We start from the raw sequence: 17,491 nt of genomic DNA, 5'->3' as shown, positions 1-17,491 counted from the left end.
GCCACATCCGCATCGGCTACCTTGCGTGACCGCCGCGCGGTGGCCGCAGCCGGAGGGTGAGCGCGAGGTGGCAGCTCAGCGCGGTGCTGCGCGGGCGGGTGGCGGGCGAGCAGACCCCGGACGACACGCTGCGTGACCGAAGGGTCGGTTACCCAGCGCCACGGAGGCCGGTCGCCGCAACATCCCGGAGTGCGGGCGGCTGGACAACGGCGGGCATTGTCGGCAGGATTTCGCACCGACCCGGCACTCGTGCCGCACAAAAGGAGATTCCCGGTGTCCTCCTCCACCGACCTCGGCCACCCCGATCCGGACCCGACGGTCGCCCCGACCCGGGACGGCCGCCCGGTCTCCGACCGGGGCGACACTGTCTGCGTCATCGGCGCCGGGGCCAGCGGCCTGACCGCCGTGAAGAACCTCCGCGAGGCCGGCTTCGGCGTGGACTGCTACGAGCGGGAGACCGGCGTCGGCGGGGCGTGGAACTGGCGGCACGACCGCAGCCCGGTGTACGCCAGCACGCACCTCATCTCGTCCCGCCCGTTCACCCAGTTCCCGGACTTCCCGATGCCGGACGACTGGCCGGACTACCCGCACCACGCCCAGCTGCTGTCCTACTTCGAGCGTTACGCCGACCACTTCGACCTGCGCCAGCACGTCTGGTTCGGCACCGAGGTCGTCCGGGTGGAGCCCGTCGAGGGGGACCGCTGGGACGTCACCACCCGCAGCACCGGCGGCTACGGCCCGGAGCGCACCTCCCGCTACGCGGCGGTGGTGCTGGCCAACGGGCACAACTGGTCGCCGAAGCTGCCCCGCTACGAGGGGCTGGAGCAGTTCCGCGGCGAGGTCATGCACGCCTCGTCCTACAAGGACCCGGCCCAGCTGCGCGGCAAGCGGGTGCTCGTGGTCGGGGCGGGCAACACCGGCTGCGACATCGCGGTCGAGGCGGCCCAGCAGGCGTCCCGCTGCTGGCACTCCACCCGCCGCGGCTACTGGTACGCCCCGAAGTACGTCTTCGGCCGCCCCGCCGACCAGGTCAACGACACCCTGCTCGCGCTGCGGGTGCCGCTGCGGGTGCGGCAGTGGCTCTACCACTCGACGCTGCGGCTGACCGTCGGCGACCTGACCCGGTTCGGCCTGCCCCGGCCCGACCACCGGGTCTACGAGACCCACCCGATCGCCAACAGCCAGCTCGTCTACTACGTCGGCCACGGCGAGATCACCCCGGTGCCGGACGTCACGCGGTTCGGTGACCGCACCGTCGAGCTGGCCGACGGCCGCGAGATCGACCCCGAACTGGTCGTCTTCGCCACCGGCTACCTGCCGCGCTTCGAGTTCCTGGCCGGGAAGGTGCTCGGCGACGCGGACGGCTCGGGCCGGCCCCGGCTCTGGCTCAACGCGTTCGCCGCCGGCCATCCCACCCTCGCCGTGGTCGGCCTGGTGCAGCCGGACTCCGGAATCTTCCCCATCTCGCACTGGCAGAGCGTGCTCTTCGCCCGGCTGCTCACCCTGCGCGCCACCCGACCGGACCGGGCCGCCGCGTTCGGCCGCAAGGTCGCCGCCGGCCTCGGCGAGCGGTACTCGGGGAAGGTCAAGGACAGCACCCGGCACTGGTTCGAGGTCGGGCACGCCGACTACCTACGCGCGCTCCAGCGGGCGCTCCACGACCTGGAGGGCACGTGAGCGCGAGGAACGCAGCGCAGCGGAGTCGCGCAGTCGCGAACGAAAGGGTGGCTCAGTGATGGCGGACCGGGTGCGGGTGGTCCGGGGATGGGAGTGGGCCCGTCCGGAGCGGCCGGCCCGCCGCGAGGTGGTCGCCGCGGTGCCCGAGCAGGATCAGGCGCGGCCGCCGTTGCTGTTCGTGCCCGGGTTCGGGCACGGGGCGTGGGCGTTCGCCGAGCACTGGCTGGGGCACGCCGCCGGTCGCGGCTTCCCGTCGTACGCGCTGAGCCTGCGCGGGCACGGCGGCAGCGAGCCGGCGCCGGAGGCGACGCTGCGGTCGTACGCCCATGACGTGGTCCAGGCGGCGGCGAGCCTGCCGCGGCAGGCGGTGCTGGTCGGGCACGGCGCCGGCGCCCGGGTGGTCACGCACGCCCTGGCCCGCTACCCGGCCCGGGCGGCGGTGCTCGTGGCGCCGGTGCTCGGCGGTTGGGGCACCCTCGGCACGGCGCTGCGCCGCAACCCCGTCGGCACCGTGCCCGCGGTGTTCGGCGCCGGCCTGCGCCTGAACCGCCGCCAGCTGTTCAGCCGGGAACTGCCCGACGCCGACGCCCGCCGGCACGTCTCCCGGCTGGGCCGGGCCGGCCGCCGGGCACAGTGGCAGCTGCTCACCGGGCGCCAGCCGGAGCCGGCGGTGGGCCGGCCGCCGGTGCTGGTGCTGGGCAGCCCCGACGACCGGGTGGTGCCGCCGGCCGCGCTGACCCGGGCGGCCCGCCGCTACGCCTCGGCCCCGCTGCTCTTCCCCGGCATGGGGCACGACCTGATGCTCGACGCGCGCTGGCGGGAGCCGATCGACGCGATCCTCGACTGGCTGGAGAAGGATCCCGCACGCGCCCTCGGGTGAGGGCCGGCGTCAGCCGCTCCTGGCGCGCCGGCCGAGCGGGGAGGTGGTCTCCTCCAGCGCGCTCAGGTAGGACCCCGCCCAGGCGTGGATGTCGTTGCGGCCCAGGTGCTCCCGCATCGCCCGCATCCGGGCCGCCACGTCCTCCGGCGCGGCCCGCAGCGCGGCCAGCAGCGCGGCCTTGAGCCCGTCCAGGTCGTGCGGGTTGACCAGGTACGCCTGCGCCAGCTCGGCGGCCGCCCCGGCGAACTCGCTGAGCAGCAGCGCGCCGGTGCCGTCCACCCGGGCGGCCACGTACTCCTTGGCCACCAGGTTCATCCCGTCCCGCAGCGGGGTCACCGCCATCACGTCGGCCACCCGGTAGAGGGCGACCAGCTCGGTGCGGTCGAAGGGCTGGCTGAGGTAGTGGATCGCCGGCTCGCCGACCCGGCCGAACTCGCCGTTGATCCGGCCGACCTGGTGCTCCACCCGGTCGCGCAGGATCTGGTACTGGGCCACCCGGTCCCGACTGGGCACCACCACCTGGACCAGCACGGTGTCCCGCACCTTGACGTCGCCGCTGGCGAGCAGCTCGTGGTAGGCCTTGAGCCGCTGTTCGATGCCCTTGGTGTAGTCCATCCGGTCGACGCTGAGGATGACCCGTTCCGGGCCGCCGAGGTCCTGGCGCAGCCGCCGGGCGCGCTCGGCCACGTCGGGCCGGGCCGCGAGCGCGGCCATCTCGGCGGTGTCGATGGAGACCGGGAACGCGCCGATCCGGACCACCCGGTCGCCGACCCCGATCCGCCGGTCGGTGGCGGGCAGGTCGAGCACCCTCGTCACGAGCTGGGCGAAGTTGTGCGCGGCCTGGGCCCGCTGGAAGCCGATCAGGTCGGCGCCGAGCATTCCGCGCAGCAGTTCGGCCCGGCGGGGGAGCTGCATGAACAGCTCCGGCGGCGGGAACGGCACGTGCAGGAAGAAGCCGATCCGCAGGTCGGGACGGAGGTCGCGGAGCAGCCCCGGCACCAGCTGGAGGTGGTAGTCCTGCACCCAGACCAGCCCGCCGGGCTCGGCCACCTCGGCCGCGGCCTCGGCGAACCGCTGGTTGACCCGCTGGTACGCCTCCCACCAGCGCCGGTGGTACTCGGGCTGTTCGACGGCGTCGTGGTAGAGCGGCCAGAGGGTGGCGTTGGCGAAGCCCTCGTAGTGGTCGCGGAAGTCCTCGCCGTTGAGCGGGACGGCGCGCATCCGGACCCCGTCCACGTCAGGCAGGTGCGGTGCCAGGCCGGTGCCGCCGGCCCAGCCCACCCAGGTCGCCGGGGTGTGCCGGAGCAGGGGGTGCAGGGCGTTCATCAGGCCGCCGGGGCTGCGGCGCCACTCGAAGGCGCCGTCCGGCGCCACACTGTCGTCGATGGGAAGGCGGTTGGCCACCACTACGAGGGGGCTCTGTCGCATCTCGGGCATTCCGATCTGCAGGGGACCGACCACCGGAGGAGGGGCCCAACCCGGACAGCCGGTGCGGGACGTGACGTACAGCGGTATTCCTACTGACAGTAAGTTACACCCCTGTTACGCCGCCGCCCCGGGCCAGCGGCGTCCCGCCACCCGGGCCGCCGGAGGCCGGTCAGACGACCGCGCCGTCGTCCGGGTCGTGCTCGTCGGAGTCGCCCGGGCGCAGCCGCCAGATCAGCATCACGAAGCCGGCCAGGATGCCGGTGAAGCCGAACAGCGTCACCACCGACGGGTCGACCGCCGACAGCATGGTGGGCGACAGGAAGAGCAGGAACCCGAGCACGATGCAGAGCACGCCCACCACCGCGTACTTCGAGAAGCGCGGCAGCGGTGGCGGCGGTGGCGGGGTGAAGTGCTCCTCGTCCTCGTCGCCGGGGAGGTCGGCGCCGAAGGTGTCCAGGCCGTCGAGGAGCGAGGGCTCGTCCTGCCGCCCCCGGCTCAGCGAGATGCCGGAGACGTCGGCCGCGTAGGGCAGCCGCCGCACGTCGGTGGCGGTCGGGCCGGCGGGCTCCTCGGCCCGGCCCGGGGCGCCGCCGCCCGGGGTGGCCGGGTCGACCGGGTCGTCGACGTCCTCGGCGGCCGGCCAGGGGTGGCTCCCGGCGCTCGGCGCCGTGTGGAAACCGGCGACGATCTTCGCCCATTCGGCCTCGATGTCCGGCTCGTCGTCGCGGGCCGGCTCGCGGCCCCCCTCGTCCGTGAGCTGGGTGAGGTAGTCGCGGGCGGTGGTCAGGTGGGAGCGGTCGACGTAGAGCCGGTCGATCGGGCGCGACGGGACGGTGGTGGTGCGGGTCACCGGGTTGAGGTCGGCCGAGGGCTGGAGGTAGGCGGCGATCCCGCCGGCCGCGAGCACGTCGAGCAGGTGCTCGCCCACGCGCGGATCGACGTCGCCCGCGACCGCGTACTCGGCCGCGTCGAGCCCGTTGTCCCGCCGTCCCCGGCGGGGCCCGCCCCCTGACACCGGACACCCCCTTCGCCGCACCCGTCGGTGCACTCCGCCCCGGCGCCCCGTACGCCTGCGATCAACGTCAGCCCGGCGCGTCGGACGCCGCGCCGCGGCCTGAAGCCGTCGTGCCCTGAATCGTGACACGTCGGGACCCGGTTCCGGGAGTGCGTTGTGGCGTGCCGCTCCCTGTTCGTACGCTCTTCCCCGACAGTCCGCTCGCCGACAACGCCCCGGGCGCGGTCCCGGCGGCCCCCGCCGCGCCCCGGCGACGGGGCCCGTCACCGCTCCCGCCTGGAAGGACTCCGGTGCTGTACTGGCTGCTGAAGTACATCATCCTCGGCCCGCTGCTGAGGTTGATCTTCCGCCCGCAGGTCGAGGGGCTGGAGAACGTCCCGGAGGCCGGCCCGGTGATCCTGGCCAGCAACCACCTCTCCTTCTCGGACTCGATCTTCACTCCGTTGATCGTCAAGCGAAAAGTTACATTCATCGCGAAAGCCGAATATTTCACCGGCAAGGGCCTCAAGGGCTGGCTGACCAAGATGTTCTTCGTCGGCTCCGGCACCATCCCGGTCGACCGCTCGGGTGGCCGGGCCGCCCGCGCGGCCCTGGACACCCAGCTCAGGGTGCTGCGCTCCGGCGGCATCGCGGGCATCTACCCGGAGGGCACCCGCTCGCCGGACGGCCGGCTCTACCGGGGCAAGACCGGCGTGGCCCGGCTCGCCCTGGAGAGCGGCGCCCCGGTGGTGCCGATGGCCATGCTCAACTCCGACGCGATCCAGCCCACCGGGCAGATCATCCCCAACCTCGGCCGGGTGCGGATCCGCTTCGGCGCCCCGCTCGACTTCTCCCGCTACGCCGGGATGTCCGGCGACCGGTTCGTCGAGCGCGCCGTCACCGACGAGATCATGTACGAGCTGATGGAGCTCTCCGGCCGCGAGTACGTGGACATGTACGCGCAGAAGGCGAAGGCCCAGCCCCGGCAGCCGGTGCCCGCCTGACGCCGCCGGAAGGGCGCCCGGCTCAGCAGGCGACCGCGGACCCGGCGTCCGGCACCGGGCGGCGGGCCAGCGCCAGCAGGCCCGGCGCGTCGTTGCGCTGGGCGAACGCCCGCACCTCGGCCAGCGGGGCGGGCTCCGGGTCGCCGGCCAGCTCCAGTTCGGCGGCGGCCAGGGCGAGGGCCAGCATCCGGTCGGTCACGTCCGGGATCCGGGCGTAGATCTCCGCCCCGGCCAGGTGCAGCTCGGCCGCCCGGCGGTGATCGCCGTCGGCCGCCGCGACCGCCCCGGTGACCGTCCGCAGCGCCGCCTCCGACCAGGGCGTGCGGTGGTCGAGGCGGTCCAGCATGGCCCGGACCCGAACGGTCGCGTCCCGGCCGGCCAGGGCGGCCGCGTACGCGGCGGTGGCGATCCACTCGCCGCTGGCCAGCGCGGGCACCGCCGACCAGGCGTCGGCCAGCTCGTCGATCAGCTCCGCCGCCTCCTCGGCCCGGCCCTGCAGCGCCCGGCAGAGCGCCGCCATGCCGAGCATGGTCCAGTGCGGCCGGTGGAAGCCACTGCGCCGGGCGCTGTCCAGCGCGGCGGCCACGTCGTCCCGGTGCCGGGCCGCCGCCGCGCCGTCGCGCGGGGTGGGGGCCGGTCGGGGCGCCGGCGGCACCGGCTGCCCGCGCAGCACCAGCAGGCAGGAGCGCAGCCCGCGCACCTGCATGTCCCAGCCACCGGTCGGGGTGTCCACGAACGCGTCCGCGGCGGTGATCAGCCGGTCGAAGTCCCCGTCGAAGTAGGCCCGCATGGCCTCGCCGGAGTAGCTGGTGGTCAGCGTCTGGCCACTCGCCGTCCGGGCCGGCGCGGTGGTCAGCAGCGCGTCCGAGCGCAGCCAGTCGCCCTCCTCGCGGACCGCGAACGCCAGGTTCTGCACCGCCCGGTGCAGCGCCAGCAACTGCTGCCCCCGGCTGTATCCCACGATCGCGTGCAGGTCGTCCAGGCCGGACCGGTCGCCCGCCTGGTAGCGGGCCGTGGCGGCGGTGATCCGGGCGTTGGTGCGGGTCTCCGACAGCCCCAGCCGCTCACCGATCTCCGCCGCGGTCTCGGCGGCGGCCACCGCCGCGTCCCGCTCGTAGTTGAGCATGTGCAGCCGGCCCAGCTCGGCGTACGCGTCGGCCTTCTGCGGGCTGTCCGGCAGCGGCTCGAACAGCCCGACCGCCCGGTCCAGGCAGGCCACCGCCGCGCTCCGGTCGGCGCGCAGCCAGGCCGCCTGGCCGAGCAGCGTCCAGGCGCGGGCGGCGCAGGCCTCGTCGCCGTGCGCGAGCAGCCGGTCGGCGAGCGCGTGCAACTGCTCCGGCCCGCCCCCGGAGAGGAACGCGTTGCCGTCCCGGTAGAACGAGATCTCCGTGCTGAGCAGCTCCAGCTGGAGCCGGCCCACCGGGTCGCTGTCGTCGGCCAGGCCGAGCGCCCGGCCGGCGTGCGCGGCCGCCGCGTCCAGCCCGTGCAGGGCGTACGCCCGGCGGGCCGCCCGGTGCAGCGCGGCGCGCGCCGGCCCGGCGTAGCGGTGGGTGTCCATGCCCAGGGTGCGGGCGATCTCGTGGGCCGCCCACCGGTGGTGGGCGAGCACCTCGGCCAGGTCGGTGTCCCGGGTGTGCGAGAGGGCGTCCAGCCAGTCCGCGGTCCGCTCGTGCCGGGCCACCCGCTCGGTGCGCGGCAGCCGCTGGTAGCAGACGTCCCGGACCAGCACGTGCCGGAACCGGAACTCCGCCTGCCCGGCCATCGTGGACGCGGCCTGCTCGTGCACGAAGTCGCGCTGCTCCAGCCGGCGCAGCGCCCGTTCCACCGGCTCGACCGGCTGGCCCAGCGCGGCGGCCACCGCGCCCGGCCAGAACTGCACGCCCACCACCGAGGCGGCCAGCAGCACCGCCCGGTCCTTGGCGTCGAGCAGGTCGACCCGGTTGGCGATGACCGCGTGCACGCTCTCCGGCATGGGCAGGTCGAGGTGCTTCTCCAGCGACCAGCCGCGCCCCGACTGGCGCAGCGCGCCCTGCTCGATGAGCATCCGGACGTACTCGTGGGCGTAGAGCGGGTTGCCGCCGGCCACCTCGACCAGCGGGGTGAGCATCTCGGCGGGGAACGCCGCCTGGCCGAACATGTGCGCGTAGAGCGAGGCGATGCCGGTGTCCCGCAGCGGGGGCAGGGTGACGGTGACCGAGCCGGTGATCGTCCCCGCCCAGCTCGGGTCCCGGTCGACCAGCTCCGGGCGGGCGGTGCAGAGGAGCAGCAGCGGCACGTCCCGGGCGGCGGTGCCGAGCAGCTCGACGAAGCGCAGCATGGCGTCGTCGGCCCAGTGCAGGTCCTCGAAGACCAGCACGGTGGGGCGCCGGACCGCCAGCGCCAGCAGGAACCGCCGCCAGGCCGACTCGGCCTCCTCGGCGGGCAGGGCGGTGCCGGTGAGCCCGACCAGCGGGCGCAGCGCGTCGACGAGGCGATCGCGCTCGGCCGGGCCGACCAGCTCGCTGACCGCGGCGGTGAGGCGCTGGGCGGCGGTGGACGCCGGGTCGGTGTCGAGGATGCCGGCCTCGGTCTTCACGACGTCGGCCAGCGCGGCGAAGGTGACGTTCTCGCCGAACGGCGGGCACCGCCCGGTACGCCAGGTCAGCGGCTCGTCGACCAGCCGGCCGGCGTGCTTGTGCAGCTCCCGGATCAGCCGGCTCTTGCCCAGCCCGGCCCGGCCGAAGAGGGTCACCACCTGGGGCAGCCGGTCCCGCAGCGAGCGGTGCAGCGCGTTGACCAGCAGCCCCAGCTCGTGCTCGCGGTCGATCAGCGGGGTGGTGTCCGGCTCGCGGTCGGTGGGCTGCCGGCGCACCGGGGCCAGGGCCAGCCAGACCTCGGTGGGGCTGGAGCGGCCGCGCAGGGTGACCGCCGGCTGCTCCTCGTAGCGGATGGCGTCCTTGGTGAGCGCGTGCGTGACGCCGCAGACCAGCACCCCGCCGGGCGGGGCCACCGACTGCATCCGGGACGCCGTGTTGACCACGTCACCGGCCACGATGGCCTGCCCGCCGTCGCGGGCCGCGGCCACGTCCACCAGCGCCTCGCCGGTGGCCACCCCGACCCGGAAGCGCAGCTCGTCGTGGCCGCTCGGGGCGAACCGGGTGAGCACCCGTTGCAACTCCAGACCGGCCCGTACGCAGCGCAGCGCGTCGGTCTCGGTGGCCACCGGGGCGCCGAAGAGCGCCATCACGGCGTCGCCGATGTACTTCTCCACCACCCCGCCGTACTGCCCGACGACCCGCTTCGCGGCGGAGAAGAAACCGGTCTGCATGCCCCGGACCTGCTCCGGGTCGGCCCGCTCGACGTACGGGGTGAAGTCGATCAGATCGACGAAGAGCACGCTGACCCGGCGGCGGTCCTCCTGCGGCGTCGGCACCGGCTGCCTGGCCCCGGCCCGGGGCGAGCCGCACGAGGTGCAGAACGCCACGTCGGTGGCGAGCGGGCGCAGGCAGTGCGGGCAGACGGCACCCAGCTCGGCGCCGCAGCCACCGCAGAAGCGGTCGCCCTCGGTCGCGGTACGTCCACAACGGTCACACTGCGCGGAGATGTCAGGCCTCCACTGGATCTGCCGGCCGGTCCCGGCCGGGCGCCGTCCCCCGCGGCGTCACGGTGAGTATCCCGCCCGCCGGCAGTGTCAGGTACCGGGCTGTTGGCTTGTGGACACTCGTCCGGGCGGCCGGTGGGGCCGTCGGGCGACTACATTCATGCCGCCGGACGACGACGACCGCGATCGAGGGGGACCAACCATGGTGTACGTGAAGCTGGAGAGCGACTGGACCGACGGCGACGGCGTCGCCCACGTGGCGGGGGAGTCCGTCGACGTGGACGCGGCCACCCTCGCCACGCTGCAGGCCGAGGGCATCGTCAGCGAGGGCTCCGGCGGCGGCAAGGACACCAGCGAGTGGGCCGGCCCGGGCAGCACCACCGCGTGGGCGGGGCCGGGCAGCGCCGGCGTCTGAGCCGGGCGGACGCACGACGAAGGGCCGGGGCGGCGTGCCCCGGCCCTTTCCGTGTCCGTCAGCGGTCGTTCATGCCGGCGCGGCGGCGCAGCGCGGCGACGTCGGTGACCACGATGCGGCGTCCTTCGGTGCGCAGCCAGCCCCGGCTGGCGAAGGATCCGATGGCCTGGTTGACGCTCTGCCGCGAGCCGCCGGCCATCTCGGCGAGCTGGCTCTGGTTGAGCTCGATGGTGATCATCGGGGCCTGGCTCTCGCCGGCCAGCCGGACCAGCGTCTTGGCCACCCGGCCGGGCAGGTCGAGGAAGACGTGGTCGGCGTTCTGTTCGGTGAGCCGGCGGATCAGCTGGCCGAGGGAGCGCATCACGGCGTCGAGGATGCGCGGGTTGGAGTGCACCAGCTCCATGAAGGCCGGCCGGGACAGCGCCAGCGCGGCGCTGTCCTCGATCGCCTCGGCCGACGCCGACCGGGTCGAGGCGTCCAGCAGCGAGACCTCGCCCAGCACGTCCGGGGGCCGGATCACCGACAGCACGGCGCGCTCGCCGGTCGGGGCGGTGCGGAACACCGCCACCGCGCCGCGGCGCAGCACGATCAGCGACTCGCCGGGGTCGTTCTCGACGAAGAGCAACTGACCCTTGCGGTACGTGCGCGGCACGGCCGCGGCGATGACCCGCTGCCGCACCTCCGGCTCCAGCCCGGCGAACATCTCCACGCCCGTGAGCGCGTCACCCGGCTCCGGCAGGCGAACCTCCACGGCCCAACCCCTCCCCGGTCAAGGACCACAACTCGCACACCGGGTGAACCCGCAAAGCCCGGTACGAGGCATCTCAACCGGTTCGGCGTCCGGTAGCGGTACACATCAGATCATGACGCTCCCGTCGCGTGCTGTACACCCCTGGAGACACTTCCGTGACCGTCACGAACTGCGGCGGACGCGCCGTCGACCTCGGCGGACGGCCCCGGCGACCAGCGGCCGGCGGCGGTGGGCGAGGATGGTGCCGATGGTCTACCGCTACTTCTACGACTGTGAGTTCATCGAGGACGGCCGCATCGTCGACCTCGTGTCGATCGGCGTCGTCGACGAGTACGGCCGCGAGTTCTACGCGGTCTCCACCGAGTTCGACGACTCCCGGGCGGTGCCCTGGGTGCGCCGCAACGTGCTGGACAAGCTCCCCTCGCCGGCCGACCGGGCCTGGCGCTCCCGGGAGCGGATCCGCGACGACCTCTACGAGTTCCTGATGGCGCCGGTCCGGGACCGGCCCGGCGAGCAGTTGGAGCTCTGGGCCTGGTACGCGGCGTACGACCACGTGGTGCTGGCCCAGCTCTGGGGGGCGATGCCGGCGCTGCCGCGGGAGATCCCGCGGTTCACCAAGGAGCTGCGCCAGCTCTGGGACGAGCGCGGCCGGCCGCGGCTGCCGGAGGCGGAAGCGGGCCGGCACGACGCGCTGGTCGACGCCCGGCACAACCTGGCCCGCTGGCGGGCGATGACCGTCCGGTGAGCTGTCGGCAGGTTTGACCGGTTCTGTCCCGGGCAGGATCGGCATCGAGCCGATCCGAGGGAGGGCCGCATGAGCAAGCAGCCGACCAGCGCCGCGGATGGCCGCCGCCGGTTCACCGAGCTGATCCGGGCCGCGCGCATCTGCCTGCTGACCACCAGCGCCGTCGACGGGCGACTGGTCAGCCGCCCGATGGGGCTCCAGGAGGCGGAGTTCGACGGCGACCTCTGGTTCTTCGCGTACGCGGACTCCGCCAAGGTCCGCCAGATCCGGGTCAACCCGCAGGTCAACGTGGGTTTCTCCGACCAGCGGCAGCACGCCTGGGTGTCGGTGGCCGGCACCGCCGCCGAGGAGTGGGACCGTGCGCGGGCCGAGCGGCTGTGGCACCCGCTGCTGAAGGCCTGGTTCCCGGACGGGCTGGACACGCCGGGCCTCACGCTGATCAAGGTGCACGCCGGCTCCGCCGAGTACTGGGACGCGCCGAGCAACACGGTGGTGAGCCTGCTCGGCCTGGCCCGGGCGGCGGTCACCCGGCACCCGCCGAAGGCGGGGCAGAACGGCGAGGTCAGCTACTGACCGGTAGCCGGTCCGGGGGTCGGAACGGGGCCGGGGCGCGGTGTCGGCGGGCACCCACGCCGACTACAGTGCGCACTGACGGCCCGCCCCGGGCCGGCAACGGCGCCGATGGTCTGATCTGACACATATCCTGGGGCTTATCCGGGCTTCACCTGATGCTCCAGGAGGATGAGCAGATCATGCGTATCGGCGTGCTCACCGGCGGCGGCGACTGCCCAGGTCTCAATGCGGTGATTCGGGCGGTGGTCCGCAAGGGCGTCGCCACCTACGGTCACGAGTTCGTGGGCTTCCGGGACGGCTGGAAGGGCCCGCTGGAGGGCCTGTCCAAGCCGCTGGGCATCGCGGAGGTGCGCGGCATCCTGCCGCGTGGCGGCACCATCCTCGGCTCGTCCCGGACCAACCCGTTCAAGATCGACGGCGGCGTGGAGCGGATCAAGGACAACCTCGCCGCGCAGGGCGTGGACGCGCTGATCGCGATCGGCGGCGAGGACACCCTCGGTGTCGCCACCAAGCTGCACGAGCTGGGCGTCCACGTCATCGGCGTGCCGAAGACGATCGACAACGACCTCGGTGCCACCGACTACACCTTCGGCTTCGACACCGCCGTGAACATCGCCATGGAGGCGATCGACCGGCTGCACACCACCGCGGAGAGCCACCACCGCACCCTGGTCGTCGAGGTGATGGGCCGGCACGCCGGCTGGATCGCCCTGCACGCCGGTCTCGCCGGTGGCGCCAACGTGATCCTGCTGCCGGAGCGGCAGTTCGACGTCGAGCAGGTCGCCGGCTACGTCGAGAAGCGCTTCCAGCACCAGTACGCCCCGATCGTCGTGGTCGCCGAGGGCGCCCAGCCGCTGGACGGCCAGATGGTGCTGCACAACCAGGAGCTCGACGCGTTCGGCCACGTCCGCCTCGGCGGCATCGGTCAGTGGCTCGCCGAGCAGCTGGAGGCGAAGACCGGCAAGGAGGCCCGCACCGTGGTGCTCGGCCACATCCAGCGCGGCGGCACCCCGACGGCGTTCGACCGGGTGCTCGCCACCCGGCTCGGCCTGCACGCGATCGACGCGGCGAACGAGGGCGACTGGGGCAAGATGGTCGCGATGCAGAGCACGGACATCGTCCGGGTTCCGCTGGCCGAGGCCACCCGCGAGCTGAAGACCGTGCCGCTGGAGCGGTACGCCGAGGCCGAGGTCTTCTTCGGCAGCTGACCGACGGCGGGCGGCGCGGCGGGTCCTCGAACGGGCCCGCCGCGCCGCACCTCCACTGAGAGGGGTACGGCTCATGGCACCCGAGGTGCACACGGTCGCGGTGATCGGCGCGGGCAAGATCGGCGAGCTGATGCTCTCCGGGCTGCTCCGCTCCGGCTGGCCGGTCGAGCGGCTGCTCGCCACCGCCCGCCGCCCCGCCCGCGCCGAGGAACTGACCGCCCGGTACGGCGTCCGGGTGGTGGACAACCTCACCGCGGTGGACGAGGCCGAGGTGCTCGCCGTCTCGGTCAAGCCGCAGGACGCGGCGGCACTGCTGGACGAGATCGGCCCGAAGGTGCCCGCCGACAAGCTGGTCATCTCGCTCTGCGCCGGCCTGCCGACGGCCTTCTTCAACCGCCGGCTGCCCGAGGGCACCCCGGTGGTCCGGGTGATGACCAACACCCCGGCGCTGGTCGACGAGGCGATGAGCGCGATCTCGCCCGGCGCGCACGCCACCGGCGCGCACCTGGCCCTGGCCGAGGAGATGTTCAAGCCGCTCGGCGCCACCCTGCGGGTGCCCGAGTCCCAGCAGGACGCGGTGACCGCGCTCTCCGGCTCCGGCCCGGCCTACTTCTACCTGCTGGTCGAGGCCATGATCGACGCCGGCATCCTGCTCGGCCTGCCGCGCCAGGTGGCGCACGAGCTGATCGTGCAGACCGCCATCGGTTCGGCCGTGATGCTGCGCGACTCCGGCGAGCACCCGGTGAAGCTCCGCGAGGCGGTCACCTCGCCGGCCGGCACCACCATCTCCGCCGTCCGCGAGCTGGAGAACCACGGCGTTCGCGCGGCCATGCTGGCGGCGCTGGAGGCGGCCCGCGACCGGGCCCGCGAACTGGCCGCCCAGGCCGACTGAGCCCCGTCAGCCGAGGGTGGCCAGCACGGCCGGCGCGACGTTGCCGCCGCTGAGCACCAGGACCGTTCGCTCGCCGGGCGCCACCTCGACCAGCCCCGCCCGCAACGCCGCCAGGGTGACCGCGGCGGCCGGCTCGACCAGCAGCTTCGTGGCCACCACCAGATCGGCCCAGGCCGGCAGGATGGCCGCCTCCGGCACCTCCACGACCGTGTCGACCAGCGCCCGGACGTGCGCCAGCGTGTGCCGCCCGGCGAACGGGGCGGCCAGGCCGTCGGCGACCGAGGCCGGGCGGACCGGCAGGGTGGGCGTCCCGGTCCGCAGCGCGTACGACATCGCGTTGGCCCCGTCCGGCTCCACCCCGACGATCCGGGTCGCCGGCGATCCCGCGCGCACGGCCGCGGCGATCCCGCTGATCAGCCCGCCGCCGCCCACCGGTACGAGCACAAGGTCCGGGCGCGGGCCGTCGGCCAGGATCTCCCGCCCGACGGTGGCCTGACCGGCGATCACGTCCGGGTCGTCGAAGGGCGCGAGCAGGTGGAAGCCGCGCTCGGCCGCGACCGTCTCGGCGGTGGCCAGCAGGTCGTCGGTGAGCACCGCCTCGGCGCCGAGCCGGCGTACCGCGGCCAGCTTGCTGGGCACCGCGTGCGGTGGCATGCAGACCACGGCGGGTAGCCCGGCCGCGCGGGCGACGTGGGCCACCGCGATCGCGTGGTTGCCGGCGGAGAAGGCCACCAGCCCGGCCGGCGTGCCGGCGCGCTCGGCGTGGGCGAGCAGCGCGTTGGTGGCGCCGCGGACCTTGAAGCTCCCGGTGTGCTGGAGGTTCTCCGCCTTCACCGCCAGCCGCAGGCCCAGGTCGGCGCCGAGGTCCGGCGCCTCCAGCAGCGGGGTGTGGACCACCCGTCCGTCGAGGCGCTTCTCGGCCGCAGTGATGTCGTCCCCGCTGATCAACCCCACCCGGCGAGCCTAACCCGCTCCGCGCGATGGCGAAAATCTTCAGTTGCGCTCACGTGCCCGGCAACGGTTTGTATCAATAAGCGTCTATCTGCAGTCGGCGCGAATCGTCGATCTTTCGTCGGCGTCCAATCTATTGGTATCTATCTCCCACCACCACTTCCCACCCCCAGGAGTGCGACGTGCGGAGATCCCGTCTAGCCACCCTCGCCCTGACCCTGGCCGCCTCCCTCGGCGTCACGCTGCCCCTGGCCGCCCCCGCCCAGGCGGCCCCGACCGATCGCTACGTCGCTCTCGGCGACTCGTACGCCTCCGGCGTCGGCGCCGACAGCTACACCTCCGAGAGCGGGTCCTGCCTGCGCAGCACCAACGCCTACCCGGCGCTCTACAACGCCAACATCAGGCCGGCCTCGTACCGCTCGGTCGCCTGCTCCGGCGCCACCACCACGGACGTCGTCAACAACCAGATCTCCGCGCTCTCCTCGACCACCACGCTGGTCAGCGTCACGATCGGCGGCAACGACGTCGGCTTCTCCAGCATCATGAGCACCTGCGTGCTCCAGGGCGAGACCCAGTGCGTGGCCGCGGTCCAGGCCGCCGAGGACAAGGCCCGCACCCAGCTGCCCGGCAAGCTGGCCAACGTCTACAACGGCATCCGGAGCCGGGCCCCCTCGGCCCGCGTCGTGGTGGTCGGCTACCCCGTCTTCTACCAGCTCGGCACGGTCTGCGTCGGCCTGAGCGCCACCTCGCGGGCGAAGATCAACGAGGGGATCAACCTGGTCGACGACATCACCCGGACGGCGGCCACCTCGGCCGGCTTCACCTTCGCCGACGTCCGGTCGATCTTCGTCGGGCACCAGCTCTGCAGCTACGGCGAGAAGTGGCTGCACGCGTTGAACTACCTGAACCTCACCGTCTCGTACCACCCGACCGCCGCGGGGCAGTCCGGCGGCTACTACCCGGTCTTCCGCTCCGCCGCGGGCTGACCCGGGCGCGTCCCCCGCTCCGCCCGACGGACGAGTGGAGCGGGGGCCGCGGGGTGGGCCCGGTCAGTAGAGCAGGTACGGACGCCGCCGCTGCTCGAAGGCCGCCAGCTCGTCGGCCCAGGCGCCGACCACGTCGTCCACCTCGGCTCCGGCGTCGATCATCGTGCGCAGCCGGGGCGAGCCGGTCAGCTTGTCCACCCAGTACGGCCGGGCGTCCCACGAGTCGATCCGCCACGCGAACGCCGGGTACTTCCGCGCCTCGACCAGCATCGCCACCGCGGTGCGGATCGGGTCGTAGGCGGCCCGGTCGATGATCTTGACCTCGACGCCGGCGCAGAGCTTGTTCAGCAGGGCCGGCTTCTGCCCCGCCGCCGTGGGGGAGAAGTAGGCCTCGCGGAACTCGACACCCGGCAGGTTCCGAGCGTTGAGCCGGTCTCCCCAGTGGTGGTCGAAGTCGCCGGCGAGCCCGCCGATCAGCTCGAACGGCCGGCAGGTGCCCCGCCCCTCGGTGATCGAGGCGACGCCCTCGAACAGGCAGGTGCCGGGGTAGACCAGCGCGGTGTCCGGCGTGGGCATGTTCGGACTGGGCATCACCCAGGGCAGGTCGGTGTCGGCGGCGAGCAGGTCACGCTTCCAGTTCCGGCAGCGCACCACCTCCAGCTCGACCGACCGTCCGGCCTCAGCGGGCAGGAACTCCGCGTTGAAGAACCGGGCCAGCTCGCCGACGGTCATGCCGTGCTGCTGGACGATCTCCTTCAGCCCCACGCCGGACGTGAAGGCGGGCGTCATCATCGGCCCGTACGCCCGTCCGCCGACCGGGTTGGGCCGGTCGAGGACCACGTACCGCTTGCCGACCCGGGCCGCCGCGACCATCGACGTGTACATCGTCCAGATGTACGTGTAGAAGCGGGCGCCCACGTCCTGGATGTCGAAGACGACCGTGTCCACGTCGGTGGACGTGAACAGGCTCTCCCATTTGGCCTGGCTGGCGCCGTACGCGTCGTAGACCGGGATGCCCGTGCGGGCGTCCGTGCCGGTGCCCTCGCTGCCGCCGGCCTGGGCGGATCCGCGGAATCCGTGCTCGGGGCCGAACGCCGCGACCACCTGCACGCGGCCCGACTCGTGCATGAGGTCGACCAGGTGCCGGTAGGCCGCGTCCACACCGGTGGGGTTGGACACCACCCCCACCCGCTGGCCGGCCAGTGCGGCGAATCCGGAATCGACCAGCACGTCCAAGCCGGTCGCCACCCGACGGATGCCGGGCACCGCCTGCCCCGCCGTGCCCGGGGCCGCCGCGGCGACCGCGCCCGCGGTGACCGCACCCGCGCCGGCCAGGAACCTTCTGCGCTCCATCATGACCTCCTCGTCCGAGGTCATTGAAACTTAGCTACAGCTCGATGGGCGGTC

At 73.8% G+C, this 17,491-nt stretch carries 15 protein-coding genes; 9 read left to right on the top strand and 6 right to left on the bottom strand.

All coding sequences use genetic code 11. The annotated features are described in order from the left end of the window. Positions 1 to 273: 273 nt before the first annotated feature. Positions 274 to 1,677: a flavin-containing monooxygenase gene (locus tag AC0OLQ_RS27240; protein WP_357335484.1), complete on the top strand. Its 1,404-nt coding sequence runs from the start codon at positions 274 to 276 to the stop codon at positions 1,675 to 1,677. A gap of 58 nt (positions 1,678 to 1,735) precedes the next feature. Then, positions 1,736 to 2,557 (top strand): alpha/beta hydrolase, encoded by an 822-nt coding sequence (locus tag AC0OLQ_RS27235; RefSeq protein WP_484528627.1) that lies wholly within the window; start codon positions 1,736 to 1,738, stop codon positions 2,555 to 2,557. A gap of 9 nt (positions 2,558 to 2,566) precedes the next feature. On the opposite strand, the gene AC0OLQ_RS27230 is transcribed toward AC0OLQ_RS27235, so the two are convergent. Together AC0OLQ_RS27230 and AC0OLQ_RS27225 are read right to left on the bottom strand one after the other, a co-directional pair. Next, entirely contained in the window at positions 2,567 to 3,985 is a 1,419-nt protein-coding gene (locus tag AC0OLQ_RS27230; RefSeq protein WP_484528626.1) for an alpha,alpha-trehalose-phosphate synthase (UDP-forming), read from the bottom strand. 169 nt (positions 3,986 to 4,154) lie between these two features. After that, a complete protein-coding gene (locus AC0OLQ_RS27225; protein ID WP_484528625.1) occupies positions 4,155 to 5,000 on the bottom strand; it encodes a DUF308 domain-containing protein in 846 nt (281 codons plus the stop codon). Between the two features lie 290 nt (positions 5,001 to 5,290). Here AC0OLQ_RS27225 and AC0OLQ_RS27220 point away from each other — a divergent pair, with 290 nt between their 5' ends. Next, complete coding sequence (locus AC0OLQ_RS27220) at positions 5,291 to 5,983, top strand: lysophospholipid acyltransferase family protein (RefSeq protein WP_484528624.1); 693 nt, start codon at positions 5,291 to 5,293, stop codon at positions 5,981 to 5,983. Positions 5,984 to 6,005: 22 nt separating this feature from the next. Here the strand turns inward: AC0OLQ_RS27220 and AC0OLQ_RS27215 are convergent, their stop codons facing one another. Next, positions 6,006 to 9,566 (bottom strand): ATP-binding protein, encoded by a 3,561-nt coding sequence (locus AC0OLQ_RS27215; protein ID WP_484532447.1) that lies wholly within the window; start codon positions 9,564 to 9,566, stop codon positions 6,006 to 6,008. Between the two features lie 199 nt (positions 9,567 to 9,765). Between AC0OLQ_RS27215 and AC0OLQ_RS27210 the strand changes: the two genes are divergently transcribed. Further along, entirely contained in the window at positions 9,766 to 9,978 is a 213-nt protein-coding gene (locus tag AC0OLQ_RS27210; protein ID WP_357335473.1) for a hypothetical protein, read from the top strand. Positions 9,979 to 10,036: 58 nt separating this feature from the next. On the opposite strand, the gene AC0OLQ_RS27205 is transcribed toward AC0OLQ_RS27210, so the two are convergent. Beyond that, positions 10,037 to 10,729: a Crp/Fnr family transcriptional regulator gene (locus tag AC0OLQ_RS27205; RefSeq protein WP_357335470.1), complete on the bottom strand. Its 693-nt coding sequence runs from the start codon at positions 10,727 to 10,729 to the stop codon at positions 10,037 to 10,039. Between the two features lie 247 nt (positions 10,730 to 10,976). Between AC0OLQ_RS27205 and AC0OLQ_RS27200 the strand changes: the two genes are divergently transcribed. From AC0OLQ_RS27200 to proC, 4 genes are all read left to right on the top strand, one after another. Further along, positions 10,977 to 11,474: a polyadenylate-specific 3'-exoribonuclease AS gene (locus AC0OLQ_RS27200; RefSeq protein ID WP_484532446.1), complete on the top strand. Its 498-nt coding sequence runs from the start codon at positions 10,977 to 10,979 to the stop codon at positions 11,472 to 11,474. A 69-nt stretch (positions 11,475 to 11,543) separates the two neighbouring features. Next, entirely contained in the window at positions 11,544 to 12,047 is a 504-nt protein-coding gene (locus AC0OLQ_RS27195; RefSeq protein ID WP_484528623.1) for a pyridoxamine 5'-phosphate oxidase family protein, read from the top strand. A 179-nt stretch (positions 12,048 to 12,226) separates the two neighbouring features. Beyond that, on the top strand, positions 12,227 to 13,255 hold the full coding sequence (locus AC0OLQ_RS27190; RefSeq protein WP_091320179.1) for a 6-phosphofructokinase: 1,029 nt from the start codon (positions 12,227 to 12,229) through the stop codon (positions 13,253 to 13,255). A gap of 73 nt (positions 13,256 to 13,328) precedes the next feature. After that, the gene (proC, locus tag AC0OLQ_RS27185) at positions 13,329 to 14,147 is read left to right on the top strand and encodes a pyrroline-5-carboxylate reductase (RefSeq protein WP_484528622.1); all 819 of its coding nucleotides are present in this window, start codon (positions 13,329 to 13,331) and stop codon (positions 14,145 to 14,147) included. A 6-nt stretch (positions 14,148 to 14,153) separates the two neighbouring features. Here proC and AC0OLQ_RS27180 read toward each other — a convergent pair whose 3' ends face one another. Next, complete coding sequence (locus AC0OLQ_RS27180) at positions 14,154 to 15,101, bottom strand: threonine ammonia-lyase (RefSeq protein ID WP_484528621.1); 948 nt, start codon at positions 15,099 to 15,101, stop codon at positions 14,154 to 14,156. A 179-nt stretch (positions 15,102 to 15,280) separates the two neighbouring features. Between AC0OLQ_RS27180 and AC0OLQ_RS27175 the strand changes: the two genes are divergently transcribed. Beyond that, positions 15,281 to 16,084: an SGNH/GDSL hydrolase family protein gene (locus AC0OLQ_RS27175; protein ID WP_484528620.1), complete on the top strand. Its 804-nt coding sequence runs from the start codon at positions 15,281 to 15,283 to the stop codon at positions 16,082 to 16,084. A 63-nt stretch (positions 16,085 to 16,147) separates the two neighbouring features. On the opposite strand, the gene AC0OLQ_RS27170 is transcribed toward AC0OLQ_RS27175, so the two are convergent. Further along, positions 16,148 to 17,461, bottom strand: a complete 1,314-nt coding sequence (locus AC0OLQ_RS27170) for an exo-beta-N-acetylmuramidase NamZ family protein (protein WP_484528619.1) — start codon at positions 17,459 to 17,461, stop codon at positions 16,148 to 16,150. Positions 17,462 to 17,491 lie beyond the last annotated feature (30 nt).

It is taken from the genome of Micromonospora sp. Utrum1, from assembly GCF_057197805.1.
This window is presented reverse-complemented; position numbering and strand designations above follow the sequence as displayed.

Bases quoted from the DNA above. Each gene is read 5' to 3' on its own strand.
- AC0OLQ_RS27235 (WP_484528627.1), top strand. From the start codon at position 1,736: ATGGCGGACCGGGTGCGGGTGGTCCGGGGATGGGAGTGGGCCCGTCCG.
- AC0OLQ_RS27230 (WP_484528626.1), bottom strand. From the start codon at position 3,985: ATGCGACAGAGCCCCCTCGTAGTGGTGGCCAACCGCCTTCCCATCGAC.
- AC0OLQ_RS27210 (WP_357335473.1), top strand. From the start codon at position 9,766: ATGGTGTACGTGAAGCTGGAGAGCGACTGGACCGACGGCGACGGCGTC.
- AC0OLQ_RS27200 (WP_484532446.1), top strand. From the start codon at position 10,977: ATGGTCTACCGCTACTTCTACGACTGTGAGTTCATCGAGGACGGCCGC.
- AC0OLQ_RS27195 (WP_484528623.1), top strand. From the start codon at position 11,544: ATGAGCAAGCAGCCGACCAGCGCCGCGGATGGCCGCCGCCGGTTCACC.
- AC0OLQ_RS27190 (WP_091320179.1), top strand. From the start codon at position 12,227: ATGCGTATCGGCGTGCTCACCGGCGGCGGCGACTGCCCAGGTCTCAAT.
- proC (WP_484528622.1), top strand. From the start codon at position 13,329: ATGGCACCCGAGGTGCACACGGTCGCGGTGATCGGCGCGGGCAAGATC.
- AC0OLQ_RS27170 (WP_484528619.1), bottom strand. From the start codon at position 17,461: ATGACCTCGGACGAGGAGGTCATGATGGAGCGCAGAAGGTTCCTGGCC.